Origin of the sequence: Streptomyces sp. NPDC059788 (genome assembly GCF_042732265.1) — a bacterium.
Classification (GTDB): Bacteria; Actinomycetota; Actinomycetes; order Streptomycetales; family Streptomycetaceae; genus Streptomyces.
The window spans coordinates 50,765-64,008 of sequence record NZ_JBHWHY010000001.1 but is presented as its reverse complement, the minus strand read 5'-3'; the positions used below and the strand labels follow the sequence as shown (position 1 = coordinate 64,008).

At 71.1% G+C, this 13,244-nt stretch carries 13 protein-coding genes; 1 reads left to right on the top strand and 12 read right to left on the bottom strand.

Translation table 11 applies throughout. The features are described 5' to 3' along the window. Nucleotides 1–5: 5 nt before the first annotated feature. The 9 genes from ACFV57_RS00490 to ACFV57_RS00450 form a co-directional block, all read right to left on the bottom strand. Nucleotides 6–611: a hypothetical protein gene (locus tag ACFV57_RS00490; protein ID WP_385224101.1), complete on the bottom strand. Its 606-nt coding sequence runs from the start codon at nucleotides 609–611 to the stop codon at nucleotides 6–8. Next, nucleotides 608–1,699, bottom strand: coding sequence for a DUF5047 domain-containing protein (locus ACFV57_RS00485; RefSeq protein WP_385224099.1), 1,092 nt, complete (start codon nucleotides 1,697–1,699; stop codon nucleotides 608–610). The genes ACFV57_RS00490 and ACFV57_RS00485 overlap by 4 nt, the downstream gene beginning before the upstream one ends. A gap of 1 nt (nucleotide 1,700) precedes the next feature. Further along, complete coding sequence (locus ACFV57_RS00480; RefSeq protein WP_385224097.1) at nucleotides 1,701–3,929, bottom strand: hypothetical protein; 2,229 nt, start codon at nucleotides 3,927–3,929, stop codon at nucleotides 1,701–1,703. Nucleotides 3,930–3,931: 2 nt separating this feature from the next. After that, complete coding sequence (locus ACFV57_RS00475) at nucleotides 3,932–8,836, bottom strand: peptidoglycan DD-metalloendopeptidase family protein (RefSeq protein WP_385224095.1); 4,905 nt, start codon at nucleotides 8,834–8,836, stop codon at nucleotides 3,932–3,934. Nucleotides 8,837–8,855: 19 nt separating this feature from the next. Then, nucleotides 8,856–9,209 (bottom strand): hypothetical protein, encoded by a 354-nt coding sequence (locus tag ACFV57_RS00470; protein ID WP_385224093.1) that lies wholly within the window; start codon nucleotides 9,207–9,209, stop codon nucleotides 8,856–8,858. Nucleotides 9,210–9,262: 53 nt separating this feature from the next. Further along, nucleotides 9,263–9,673 carry a hypothetical protein gene (locus ACFV57_RS00465; protein WP_385224091.1) on the bottom strand — a complete coding sequence of 137 codons (411 nt, stop codon included), beginning with the start codon at nucleotides 9,671–9,673 and terminating at the stop codon, nucleotides 9,263–9,265. A gap of 89 nt (nucleotides 9,674–9,762) precedes the next feature. Further along, the gene (locus ACFV57_RS00460) at nucleotides 9,763–10,347 is read right to left on the bottom strand and encodes a phage tail protein (RefSeq protein ID WP_385224089.1); all 585 of its coding nucleotides are present in this window, start codon (nucleotides 10,345–10,347) and stop codon (nucleotides 9,763–9,765) included. Nucleotides 10,348–10,414: 67 nt separating this feature from the next. Beyond that, nucleotides 10,415–10,798 (bottom strand): hypothetical protein, encoded by a 384-nt coding sequence (locus ACFV57_RS00455; RefSeq protein ID WP_385224087.1) that lies wholly within the window; start codon nucleotides 10,796–10,798, stop codon nucleotides 10,415–10,417. Next, entirely contained in the window at nucleotides 10,798–11,124 is a 327-nt protein-coding gene (locus ACFV57_RS00450) for an HK97 gp10 family phage protein (protein WP_385224085.1), read from the bottom strand. Before ACFV57_RS00450 ends, ACFV57_RS00455 begins: the two co-directional genes overlap by 1 nt. Before the next feature lie 34 nt (nucleotides 11,125–11,158). On the opposite strand from ACFV57_RS00450, the gene ACFV57_RS00445 reads away from it, so the two are divergent. Continuing rightward, nucleotides 11,159–11,491, top strand: a complete 333-nt coding sequence (locus ACFV57_RS00445; protein ID WP_385224083.1) for a DUF4429 domain-containing protein — start codon at nucleotides 11,159–11,161, stop codon at nucleotides 11,489–11,491. On the opposite strand, the gene ACFV57_RS00440 is transcribed toward ACFV57_RS00445, so the two are convergent. Genes ACFV57_RS00440 through ACFV57_RS00430 form a run of 3 tightly spaced genes read right to left on the bottom strand, consistent with a single transcriptional unit; the run spans nucleotide 11,481 to nucleotide 13,230 of the window. Then, nucleotides 11,481–11,843 (bottom strand): hypothetical protein, encoded by a 363-nt coding sequence (locus ACFV57_RS00440; RefSeq protein ID WP_385224081.1) that lies wholly within the window; start codon nucleotides 11,841–11,843, stop codon nucleotides 11,481–11,483. The genes ACFV57_RS00445 and ACFV57_RS00440 overlap by 11 nt on opposite strands. After that, nucleotides 11,844–12,260 carry a hypothetical protein gene (locus ACFV57_RS00435; protein WP_385224079.1) on the bottom strand — a complete coding sequence of 139 codons (417 nt, stop codon included), beginning with the start codon at nucleotides 12,258–12,260 and terminating at the stop codon, nucleotides 11,844–11,846. A gap of 10 nt (nucleotides 12,261–12,270) precedes the next feature. Then, nucleotides 12,271–13,230, bottom strand: a complete 960-nt coding sequence (locus ACFV57_RS00430; RefSeq protein WP_385224617.1) for a glycosyltransferase family 4 protein — start codon at nucleotides 13,228–13,230, stop codon at nucleotides 12,271–12,273. Nucleotides 13,231–13,244: the final 14 nt, after the last annotated feature.

The window sequence follows — 13,244 nt, the reverse complement described above, 5'->3', positions numbered from 1 at the left end:
GCCTCCTAGATGAGTCGGTAGCGGACGCCGTCGAGAGCGGCCCACGTAGCGTTTCCGGAGTAGTCCTGCACCTGCAGGCTTCCGGTGGCGTTGACGTCGAGGACGCCGTGGATGGCGGACGCGACCTCGGTCGGGAAGCGGCTCTTCGACGTGGGCACGATGGCAGTGGGCAGGGTGCACAGGGTCTGCGGCTGGAGGGCGCTGGCCGGGGCTTTCGCTAGCCCGCTCAGGGACACGGTCCCGTCGCCGTTGATGCGGTAGGACGGTGTCCAGTACGGGGTGCCGTAGACGGTCCAGCCGCCGGAGAGGGTGAGGGGCTGCCACGTGCCCGCCGTCGACGACGCCGCGGTGCGGCCGTGGGCAAGCCAGTTGCCTGAACTGGAGATGCTGACGACGACCGTGTCGCCGGCGGCCGGGGTGAGGTAGGTGGCCATGCGGCGGGCGATGATGCCGTCGGTCGTGGTGACGGTGCCGTCCGTGCCGATGGTGGCGACGACGGCGAGGCGCCAGTCAGCGCCCCGCACCGCGGGGCTGGTAGCGCCGGCTTGGACGGCTTGCTGCTGGAGGGCGTCGGCGAGGTCGGCATGTACCGCGATGTCCGAGCTGCTCACGCGTCCTCCTTCGCGGCGATCGTGGTGATCGGGAAGTCGCCGCCCACGTCGAGCGGGATGCTGAGGCTCTGGATCTGGTGCAGCTCGCGGGTGCCGTCCGGGTAGACGATGCGGATCACGTCGCCGGGCTCCAGTGCGGGGTTGGGCAGGCTGCTCAGGTCGCCGGTCGCGTTCGGCGCCTTGGCCGCCCGGAGCTTGAGCCGCGCGGCGCCCTCGGCGGCGATCGAGTTGGTGAGCGTCGAGCTGGTGTAGAAAGCCGGTCGGTGCCCGAATGGCCCGGACCAGTACGTCGGCGACGTGGAGTCGTCGTCCACGACGAGCGCTGCCACCGGCGCGACGTTCGTCTCGGTGTTCTCGCCCCTGGCCAGAACCGCGTTGTAGACCTTGTCCGAGGTCATGCCGCGGTCGGCCTTGATATAGGCGCCGCCCTCCCCCGCCGCCACCGTCCACGCCGGGGTGGTGGTGAGCAGGTCGGGCAGCTCGGCGATGACGAACACGCCGTCGGCGTCGGCGTAGCACTCGGCGCCGATCGCCGCCGCACATTCCTGCACCGCGGCCCACGGGTCGCCTTCGACATCCCAGGTGCGCGGGCCGATCGCGGCGTCCGTCGCGCGGTTCACGACCGCGGCATCGGGGATGCTGCGCTGGATCAGTGCGGTGACGGCGCCGACGGCGGTGCCCGAGGCGCGATACGGCGCGGTGAACTTGTCGTCCTGCACCACCGCTTCGAGGCCCTTGCCAGCCAGCGTGACTGGCCCCTCCTCGACGTCGCCTTCGACGGAGTCCAGCCGGAACACCCCGAGCGGTACCAGCTCCTTGGCCCCGTCGCCATACTGGGCGCCGCGGGAGATCCGCAGGCGTGCCCCGTACACGCTGAGCTTGTCGCTCGGGGTGCGCGGGATCAGTGAGGTGTCGGCGATGGTGACCGTGCAGGTGCGGCGGATCGCCTGCCCGCGGCCTACCGTCACCGAGCCGCCGGTGATGTCGAGTGTCTCGACGCGGCCGTCTGCCCGGAAGAGGACGACCTCGACAGATGGCGTGTGCGACTCGGTGAGCGCGGCCAGGAACCGCGCAGAGACGGGGTACACGTCACCCCCTGCGCCGGTTGAACAGAAGGTCTTCGCCGGTCGCGTAGGCCGCGAGCAGGTCATAGCCGGTCGCGAACTCGACGAGCAGATCCTGGCCTGTACGCCCGGCCGTGCCGCCGACACCCACCGAGACCGGCATATCCGCCTCGACGAGCGGCAGCTTCCATGTCCGCCACGGCTCCTGCGCCGGGCCGCCGATCCGCCCCTCGGTGACCTCGCCGACGGTGACGTACATGTCGCTCACGCCCATGCCCGGGGCGGCCTGCCACAGCAGCGTGTTGCCGGAGTCGAGCAGCCAGTGGAGCCGGTGCCGCTCGTCGTCGGTGCGCGTCCAGATCGAGAGGTCGCCCTCAAGCCCGCCACGCAGACCGGACAGTACGACGGCGTTGCGGCGGCCCTTGACCCGGTAGGTGGCCTGCTCGATCGGCCGCGACCAGTCCGGCGCCTTCTCCACCAGCACCTTCGTGTTGCGCTGCGGCTGGCCCGGGCCCTTGAGCCAGGCCTCCTGCGGGTCGCCGGCGTCGATGGTGACGGTCTCGGTGGTGCGGATCTGGATGCTGCCCCCGGCCGCCGGGACGATCTCGATCCGGTAGGCGACCGGCACGCCGAGCGGTGCCTCATAGTCCTCAATCGCCATCAGGTCGCTCGTGATGGTGGCCTTGTCGAGGAGCCCGGACGGGCCGCGCACGAGCGTCTGGCTGCCGTCCTGACCGGTCCGGTACACGGTGATGAGGTAGCCGATCGGCAGCTCCCGCAGCGTCAGCGTGATGGCCGCCGCGGCATCGTCGACGTCGAGGTGCTGGAGTGGCAGTGCCGGCCACAGCGACGCCACGTCCAGCCTCAGCACGCTGCTGGCGCTGGTGGCGGTGAGCGTCCACTCGATCGCCGCCTGCGTGGCGTTGGCGGGCGCCACCCAGTCGTTGGTCAGGATCCACCAGCCCGAGGCCGGTACCGCGCTCGATGCGACGCTGGACAGGCCGAGGCTCACGCCCCCTGTGTCGTACCAGCGGATGCCGCGCACCGCCGTCCAGCCGCCCGCCGTGACCTGGCTGTAGACCTCCGACCGCCAGTTCAGGCCGACGCCCGGGGTAAGCGGGAAGAGCGGGCTGCGCAGGGTCGAGGCGGTCGCGGTCGCGCTGGTGACGGTGAGCGCGTAGGAGCCGTCGACACCGTAGGCCCCCCATGGCGTGCTGCGCGCGACGGTGGCGGCGCCGGACGTGACGGCCCACCCGCCCGCGTCCTGCTCGAACGACATGCTGCGGTACGGAATGACCGTGCCCGCGCGAGCCGTCGGCGCGACGATGACCGAGGTCTGCTCCAGGCGCAGCACCTGCCCTGCCGATGCGCCGTTGATGCCCGCGGCCACGCCGCATGTCACCGCGGTCGCCGGGGCCACTGCCGAGACCCGCTGCCGGTACCAGCCGGTCCCCGGCGCGGCGAGCGAGCCGCGCGAGACACCCACCTGGACACCGCCGGCATCGTAGAAACGCAGCTCGATCCAGGTGTCTGCGGCTGCCGTCGGCGGCGACAGGTAGGCGTAGGCCAGGTACTCGGTGCCCGGCGTGACGACCGGCCGCTCGACAGTGACGGCCGACGCGTTGCCCGGGGCCGTGGCGGTGACCGCGATGACGTGACCGCCCACCGAGTACGCGGTCGCCGACCAGGTCACCGGCGGCGCCTGCCGGGCGATCGTGGCGTTGGTCTCGGCCATCCAGCCGGAGCTGTCGACCTCGGTCGTCTCCGTGTTGAAGCCGAGGAGGTTGCCGGTCGTCCTGAGCGGCAAGCCCAGGTAGACGTTCTCCCAGAAGTGGTTCACAGCGCCTGCGGCCGGCGTGCTGGACAGCAGCACCTGGCAGCGGGCAGCGTTCACCGGCGCGGCCCCGGCCACGCTGACCCGGTGCCAGCTGGCCGAAGCTGCCGACGTGGTCAGCGACCAGGTCACCGAGATCTCGGCGTTGGCCGCGGTCAGCCAGCGGATACCGATCCGCTCCGCCACCGTGCCCGAGGCGTCCGCGAAGACGTGGTAGACCGTGCCCGGGACGACCGGGTAGGAGCTGACGGTGCGGGCCTGCATCTCGCCAGCGGCGACGCTCTTCACGGTCAGGACGCCGTCGCCGTTCCGGCCGCCGGAGCCGAGCGACAGCGTGCAGTTCAGCTTGGCCGTCCAGCCGCTGGTGTTCGGGTCGACCGTTTCCGTCGTCGGCGACAGCAGATTCCCGGGGATCGTCACGGTCACCTCCTCCCTGCGCGCAGCGTCTGGACCAGTTGGCCATTCGAGCGGCGGACTTCGGCCCGCGCGATGTCGGTGATCTCCCGGTCGCCCACGTAGACCTGCACTTGGAGGTCGCCGAGCTGCCCGCCGTCTGAGCCGCGCATCGCCGCTCCGGTCAGGGCGTTCATCTGCTGTACGGTGAGCACAGGCTCCGGCCGCCCGGTGCCGTTGTAAGCAAGGTTGAGGCCGGGCTGAAGGTAGCCGCCGGAGTCGTAGCCAGCCGGCGGGCGGTTCGCGTTCGCCTGCTGGACGCGGGTGATGTTGCCGTACCTCGCCACGATGTAGCGGATCGCGGCGGCCACGTTCGCGACCGGATCGAGGATGCCCCGGCTGCGCAGCGAGGCGGGCACGTAGGCGCTCCACGTCGACGGAATCGTCTGCGCCAGGCCCTGGCTCGGGTGCCCGGCCCGCGCGTTGGAGTCCCAGTTGTTGCGCGCCCGCGGGTTCCAGCTGGATTCGCGAGAGACCAGCGTGTTCATCCCGGCGAGCCACTGAGGCAGAGTGCCGGGCGGCGGCACATGGGCCGCAGCCAGCGCCTGGCTGATGATGGCCCGCCGCTGCCCCGTCGGGATGGCGCCCCCGAGGGCCCCGCCACCGCCGGTCAGGTACGGCATGGGGTCCACCGGGCGTCCGTTGAGGCGTGCCTCCAGGTGCAGGTGGGGGCCGGTGACGTTGCCGGTGGCGCCGACCCGCCCGATCTGCTGGCCTTGTGCGACGCGGGCTCGCAGAGTCGTGAGGATCGCCGACATGTGGGCGTACAGCGACGACAGGCCACCGCCATGGGCGATCTGCACGTGCTGGCCATACGGCCCGCCGGTGGCGACCTGCGAGACCGTGCCGGACGCCACCGCCCGGACCGGGGTGCCGGTCGCGGCGGGAAAGTCGAGGCCGGTGTGCCGGCCGGAGGACCACATGCGCCCGGCGACACCGAACTTGGTGCCGTAGCCGGTACTGACCGGCTTGACCCACTGGCCGCCGCCCATGCTCTGCTCGTCCTGGCCGCGCAGGAACGACAAGATCCCGGTCGCGACCTTCTTCGGGACGGCTCGTATGGTCTTGCCCAGGCCGGTGTTGGCGCCCGGGATGCGCGCCAGGGCGCCGTCGACGACCTTCATTCCGGCGTTGAAGAACGGCTCCAGCGCGCCCGCCGCCACCTGGCCAGCGGCCTTCAGGACGTCCTTGCCCCGGTCGGCGAGCCAGCCCGCGCCGGACTTGATGCCGCCCCAGATGGAGCCGAGAATGCCGCCGCTCTCCATGAGCTGGGTGCCCGCCGCGGCGTACAGGGCTTGAGCCCTGCCCCGGTACTTCGGGTCGGTGGGAATGACGTACTCGGGGTAGCGGGGGTTCCCCTCGCCGACGATGGCGGTGGGCCGGTTGACCCGCATCGGGGCAGCAGCGCCCCAGCCGTCGCCGACGGTGCCGCCCGCGGCGAGGAGCTTCGGGGCGTTGGGGAGCTTGCCGAGGCCGACCCAGCTGGCCACGCCGTCCCACAGCTTCTTGATGCCGTTGGTGTAGACCCACTTGATCACGAAGTTGACGGGCTTCTTCGTGATGTCGGCGATTTTGTCCCAGGCGCGGCCGATGGCGTCCTTGGCCTTGCCGAACGCCTCGCCGACCAGGCCGACGGCCTTCCTGATGGCGTCGAAACCAGGCCTGATCAGCGTGCGCCAGACCCAGCCGACCCGGTCGCCGATCCAGCCCATCACCGGCTGCACGATGGTGCGCCACAGCCACGAGAAGGCGGAGCCGACAACGCTCAGTCCCTGCCGCAGGAGGTTGAAGCTGGGCTTGATCCCGTAGGTCCACAGCCACACGGCTCGGGCCGCGATCCAGCCGAAGACCGGTTGCACGATGGTCCGCCAGAGCCAGGAGAACCCGGCGCCCACTGCGGAGACCGCCGCGCGGATGAGGGCCAGCTGGGGACGGATGAAGTTCTGGTACAGCCACACGGCTCGGGCGGCGATCCAGCCGAAGACCGGCGAGATGATGTTCTGCCAGAGCCAGGAGAAGACCGCGCCGACCGCCCGGACGGCGAGCTGGAGGGGCAGCAGCACCGCGACCACGACGATCGCGAACAGCACCCGGGCGGCTGTCGATATGAAGCTGAAGACCGGCGACAAGATGTTCTGCCACAGCCACGTCGCCGCAGCAGCGACCGCCCGGAAGGCCGCGGCGAAAGCGCCGAAGATTGGCTTGAGGACAGTGTTCCACGCCCACGATGCGGCGGTTTGGATGCCCGCCCACACGGCCTGCACGCCGGTGCGAAACCAGGAGAAGCGGTTGTAGGCCCAGATCACGCCCGCGACGAGTGCAGCGATGGCGATACCGATCAGAACGATGGGGTTCGCGGACATCGCGGCGTTGAGGGCGATCTGCGCGATGGTCCACAGCTTGACCGCCACGATGATCAGGTAGATGGCCTGGATCATCCACGGGGCGTGCGTCGCGATGATGCTGATGCCGCGGGCCAGTTCGGCGATGACCGTGAGCAGCGGCCCCGAGATCGGAGCCAGGGCCTGCCCGATGCTCAGGAACGCCGAGCCGATCTGCCGCACGGCCCCGCTGAGCAGCGGAGCCGTGCGGGAGGCGTAGGACAGGAACCGCTCGAACTCGGGGCTCCCCTTGAGGCTCGTGCCCCAGTTCGCGAACCGGCCCGTCAGAGCCTGCATTCGCTGGCTGATGTGATCCATGTGCGGCAGGAATGCCTGCACGATCCCGGCCATGCCCTTGAACACCCGCCCGAAGGAGATGCCGAGCCCGGTCAGGGCAGGGATCACCGATGCGGCGAGGTCGGTCTTGAAAGACTTCCACCAGGGCGACTTGAAGCCGCGCGATACCCGGTCCTGCAGCGCGGTGATGGCGCGCGCCGCGGCCAGCACGAACGGCGTCAGCCCCGGCAAGCTGTTCTTCAGCCCGTTCAGCGCCCGCGTGAAGATGGGCATCACCGCAGGCTGGAGGCTTGTCGACCACGCCTTGAAGGCGCCGCGGAGCGAGGTGAACGCGTTGAACGTCTCCCGCGCCGACGGGGACAGCTTCGCCAGAGCCTGCCGGTACTTCTCCTGCGCCGTCGCCGCGGCGTTCGCCCCGCCGGCCGCCGACAGCTCGGCGGACTGGATCTGGCGCTGCGCCGAAGCGACACTGTCCGCCGCGGACTGCTGGGCCGCGACGAGCTGCTGCTGGGCACGCGCGACGGACCGTGCGCCGTCCTCCTGGACGCGAGCGACGTTCCTCTGCGCAGCGGCGACCTTGTCCTGCGCGGCGGCGATGGCCTGGGTGTTCTGGATCTGCGTGCGGGCGGCGTCCTGCTGGGCTTTCGCGAGGCCCTTCTGCTGCGTGGCGACACCGCGGCGTGCCGCGGCGAGGCGCTCCTCGGCGGACCGGACGGTCTCCGATCCGGCGACGCCCGCCTTGTCGGCGCTCGCCTTCTCCGTGGTCAGGCGCCGCGTCTCGGTCTGCTGCTCCTTGAGCCGCTGAACAGCCTGGTCGTAGGCGAGCTGGGCACGCTGCTGGTCCAGTAGCGACGCCTTCGACCCGGCGGCGCGGGTGGCCTCCAGCCGGGCGCGGGCCTCCTGTACGGACAGTGCCGCATCCCGCTCGCTGAGCTGCGCGTCGGTGAGCCGGTTGGACAGGTCCTCCAGCTCCATCGCGGCGTCACGCCGGGCCTGGGTGAGGTCCTGCTGTGCCTGCCGGGCTGTGCGCTGCGCGTCAGCCAGGGACTGCTCGGCCTGCTGGACACGCTCGCTGGCGGCCCGGCTGCGCTCTGCGGCCTGCTGGTAGACGTCCGCGAGCGCCTGCCGGGCCTGCTTGACCTGATCGGCGGCGTTCGCGTTGTTCTGCGCGGCCTGGCGCACGGCGTCGGTGACGCCCTGCTCGGCCTGCGCGATCTGCCGGGCCGCGTTGCGGTGCGCGGTCGCCAGAGCCTGCTGCGCCCCCGCCATCTGCAGGGAACGCTGCGCAGCCTGAGCGGCGGCCTGCCCGCCAGTCGCCGTGGCGGTGGCCGCGGCGTCCTGCGCCTGCTTCTGCGCGTCCAGGGCGCCCTTGATCCCGACGAACGCGGGGATCGCGACGGCGGCCAGCGCGCCGACTCCAGCGCCAGCGGCGACCGCCGACGAGGCGATGGCGCCGATCCCTGCGGCCAAAACCGGGACCGCGGGGATCGCGGCGACACCGGCCAGGGCGACCGTCAGCTGGAAGACCGCCGAGAGTGCGCCGCTCGTGTCGACGTCGATGCGGGCGGTCTTACCGTCGACCGCCTCTATCTCTGCTCGGACGGCAGCCAGCTCGGCCGCCGCGCTCGCGGTGTCCGCCCTGACCTGGACATTCGGGTGCTCGGCGCCGAGTCGAGTCAACTCCGCCTCGATCAGGCGAATCTCGGCCTTAGCGGCTTCGGCGTCGATGTCGATGCCGATCCGCTTGCCCGCCAGGGTCTCCATCCGGACCCGCAGCGCCTGCAGGTCAGAGTCAGCCTCGGAAGTGTCCGCGCCGATCTGCAGCTTCGGCAGCGACCGGAACGCGGCCTCCAGGCGCGTCTTCAGCGACCTGGAGAAAGCCCCGCCGGTCTCGTCGCCCTGCCGCACGGCGGCAGCGCGGGCCTGCGCGCCGCCCTGCGTGACACCGGCCCGCATCGAGTCACGCACCGACGCGGTGATCCGCGCCGCCATCTGACGGCCGATCTCCTCGCCGATACGCAGGCCGATGCCACCGACCTCACGCTGCATCGCCGATCCGAACGACTGGCCGGCGCTGCGGCCAGCGTCGTTGCCCGCTCGGGAGCCGGCAGGCTCCAGTTGGGAGCGCAGCCGCCCGTAGATCCCCTGTGTGTTGGGGACGACGTCGACCTCGACGGAACCGACGCTAATGGCCACAGGAGGTCTCCCTCCTGCGCTACGCGGCGCCTCCGTTGATCAGGCGGAACAAGGTCTCGGCCGCACCATCGGTCATCGCGGCGGGCTTCTTCTTGCGAGGTGCGGCGCCCGGTCGGCGCAGCGGCTCCGGCGGCTGTGGCCGGTCGCGCTTCTTCTCGGTGTTCGCCGAGATGAGCACGTACTCGATGCGCCCGAGCCGGTCATACACGGCGGCGAGGAGCTGCTCGGCCTGCGACCAGCGGCCTCTCTCCGGCTCTCCCTGGTCTGCCTGCCGATCCAGGTCTTCGGCCGGGAGGGCGTTGCGCAGCGCCGTCATCGTGTGCGACTCCGGCGGCAGGTGCTGGATGATGACCCGCAGCCGCCGCCACGTCATCCGGCCGCGGTACACGTCCAGCAGGTCGTGTCCGCGGTCCAGCAGGTCAGCCTCTACCGCCTCCGGGTGCGCCTGGATGACCGATTGGGTCCACGCGATTTCCCCAGGCTCTCACCGGAGCGCCGCGCCGCTTCTTCGACGAACGCCTCGAACTCGTCGTTCGTCGGGTCGATGTCGAAATAGAGATCGAGGTCGTCGGGATGCACCACGTTCTGCGCGAAGGCGAGGAACTGGCCTTGCGCCAGCCCGGCCTGCCACGACTGGCGCCACGCTCCGGGCGGCAGGACCCGGATCTCTTCGTCGGCCAGCCGGGCGGTCACGTAACGCCCCTCGGCCTCGATCTCCTGCGCCTCGGCGGCCGTCACGTCCTCGTCGGCGTAGTCCTCTTCGACGGGCTCCGGGGCGGCGGGCGGGCGGACCGTGCGCGTCTTGCGAGTGGCGGTGCTGCGGGCGTTCGCGGCCATGGCGCGGGCCTCCTTCTGTTAGCGGCGCGGGCGAGGGGGGTAGGTGGGCGGGCCGGGCCCGCGCCGACGGTGTCGGCCCGCCCACCAGCTCAAGAGCCAGGCGTCGGCGGCGTCGCCGGAATCGAATCCGAGTGGTAGACGGTGTTGCCCGCCGAGTCCGGGTACGCGGTGATGGTGATCTCGTAGCCGGACATCTCGTCCTGCTTGAAGCTGACGTCCGAGCGGTCCGAAACCTCGCCCTGCGGCACGTAGAAACCGCGGGCACTGTCGCCGTCGATGACCAGGAACCACCAGGCGCGGCGGTCCGGTTCGGGCGAGGCCGTCTCGGCGAAGCTGGTGATCCCGCCGACAGGCTCCAGCTCGGCGGCGGGGATGCGGTACATGATGGACTGCACCGCTACCCGCGACGTCTCCCACAGCGTCAGCCCGAACGTCCGCACGCTCTTGGTGATCTGCGTGCGGAACGGGCTGGTCAGGCCCCAGGGCGTGAACTCCTGCGAATCCTCATCGAAGCCGTAGGTCAGGCCGTCGTCCGAGATGGCGCCGAGCGGCTCCCACGGGGCGGCCGGCTGCACAAGCGGCGACGTCGGCGCGGAAGTTCCGGTGACGCTGACCCAGCCGCCGCCGTTGGCGCCGACGACCGTCAGGTCCGCGGCGCGGGTGATCGAAACCATGGTGTCTCCAGACATGGGTGGGCCCGCGCACGGGCGGGGCAGGGTCCGGCGCGGGCCCGTCCGGTCGTCAGGAGACCGGGTGCAGGTAGATCTCGTAGGTGGCGCCGTAGCGGCGCAGACCGGTGTTCTCGTAGGGGCGCCTGGCGGGGCGGGCGACCGTGGCGACGCGGCCGATGACCGCCTCGGGCAGCTTCGAGCCCCGTAGTTCGTTCAGCAGCAGGTGACGGATCTGCCCGGACATGGCCGAGGCGGCCACGGAGTCCGCGGCGTACACGTCGATGTCCAGCAGGGCGCGTTCCAGGCGGAACCCGTCGTCATCCCCGGCGGGCAGCGCTTCGACCTGCACAATGGGCAGTTCGTCGAGGAGGTCGTTGTCCAGCTCGTCGCGGGCGTCGTAGCCGCGTTCCCGCAGCCAGCCGATGAGCAGCGTCTCGACGTCAGGCCAGGCCATCACCGGCCGCCCGCGGCAGCGGCCCGCAGCAGGACGTGGTGAGCGCGGACACGTTCGGTGCCGTACTCGACGAACCGGGCGTAATAGGCGCCGTTCCGGACCGTCGCAGTCGCCCGATCCCGGCGCTGTCCGCCCCGGCGGGTGCTGGTGACGTCGAACGACGACTTGTAGTTGCCCGGGTGCGGGTCGGACGATCCACCGACCGGGGCGATCGTCACCGCCGCGGTCTTGATGACCTCGGCGCGGCGTCGCATCTCGGCCTCAATCTGCGGCGAGCGCAGGAGTTCCCCGACGCCCCTCTTCTTCATGCGGAATCGGGCTGCCAAGATGGGCCTCCTTCAACATCACCTAGGGGGCGGCGTGGAAGTCAAGGGCGTGCAGGCGAGCGTCAGCTTCGACGGAGAGTGGATCACCATCACGAAGAAGGCAGTCGGCTCACGGCCGGTCGACCACCGGCTCAGCGTCCGCAGCATCACCGGCACCACGCTCAAGCCCGCGACGCGCCTGTTCCACGGCTACATCCAGTTCCTGCTGCCCGGCATCGAACCGGCCCGCGAGAGCAAGAGCCTCATCACCGGCGGCAGGCCACCGCACGACGACCGCAACAGCCTGTCCATCCCCTACCGGTCGAACGACGCCGCCGCGAAACTCGTGGCCGCTGTCGAGGAGGTGCGAGTGCGGCTCAGCCCGTGACCCGGTCCGCCGCGAACTGGATCGGCCCGTGCGTTCCGGTGAACGGAGAGCGCCCCCAGTCACCCGGCTCGCCGGTGATGTCGCAGGTCTCGCCGCGGATACGCGCCTGGTCAGTGGTGAGCCAGTCCGATCCCGACGGGGCGTACACGGTCCAGCCGACGATGACCGTGTCCCGGCCCTGCTGCTGGGCACCGCCCACCGCAGGCGTCTCGGCCCGCGGTGTCACCACACAGCCCCGCACCGGCGTCTCAGTGAGCGGTCCGGGGATCGGCTTGCCGCGTTCGTCCCGGCCCGGTGACGGGCCACGGCGCAGCCGCACCACCGTCTCACCGTAGGGATACGGGGCGGGCATCTACGTCCACCCCCAGCCCGGCTCCCACTCCAGGCCCGGCCCGTAGGTGTCGTCGATCGGCCAGGTCGGCGACGGGTCCGCAGTCGCCGGCGTCGGATCGACAGTGAACGCACCACCCCGCCCGGCCAGCGACTTCAGCGCCGCCTTGTCGGACTTGGTCAGGTACAGGCCGCCCGAGCCGGACGGCCGCTGTACGGACATCGGGCCGATCGTCTCGTAAGAGACCTGCTGGGGGTTCACGTAGGCCCGACCCGCCACCGACAGGACGATCGCCGTGGCACGCTCCGGCAGCGGCTTGACCACCGACTCGCACAGCGCCACCGCCTGCTGGATCAGGAAGTCGGCTCGGGCCCCGTCAACCTCCGAGAGCCCAAGATAGAGGCCGAGCTGCTCGGCCGTCGGAGTCACGAACGCCACCGTGCGCCTCCTATCGGGCCAGGGACTCCACGGCGTCGCACCAGGCAGCGAGGTCGGCCGCCGGGTCCAGCTCCGCGGAGCGGGCGCGGGCGCGCTTCGCCGCGAGCCGGTACTCGGCAGGGGTCGCGAGCTTCCGCAGCACCGCCTCGTAGCCGTCGACGTCGTTACGGTCGACGAACACGCCAGCCTCGCCGAGCGACTCGCACAGTCCCGGGGTGGGGTGCGCGACGACGGGAATGCCGGAGGCGAGCGCCTCGACACCGACCCGGCCCCACGACTCGTAAGAGGAGGGCATCAGCAGCACGCGGGTGCGGGCGAAGACCCGCTCCCGCATCTCCGCCCCGTCGACGTGCTCGACGACCTCGACGTTCGGCAGGTCCGGGAGGATCTGCTCGCCGTAGGCGCCGCGCACCGCGAGGAACTCCGTGTCGGGCATCCGGCGGGCCAGCACCTCCAGGACGCGCCCGCCCTTCTCCGCATTGCAGTTGACCAACGTGACGGCTCTGCCGGGCTTCGTGCGGTACTCCTCCGCGAACACCGGAGGCCGCACAATCAGGCTGCTGTCCGGCCGGACGCTCTTCGGGTATTCGGCGAAGAACAGCTCCGCCTCCCGCTCCATCCAGAGCGAGTTGTAGACCGCGAGGGCGGTACCGCCAGCCGCCATGTGCCGGAAGGTGGCGGAGTGCGTGTTGTGGCAGACGACCACGACTAGCTTGCCGTAGCCGCGGGCCAGAGCCGACGTCGACGGCACGCACTCCAGGTGCGAAACCAGCACATCGGCCCGGCGTACCACCGTCGCGAAGTCCAGCCGCGCTTCCAGCGGCACGACCCGCACGCCACGGTAGGTGTATGGCTCGTGCGCGCTGCCGTAGCGGGACAGCCACACCTGCACGTCGTGCCCGCGCTCCACCAGCGGCCGGAGCATCGACACCAGCATGTGCTCGGCGCCTGCGTTGTGCTCCGGTGGCATGGCGTGCACACGGG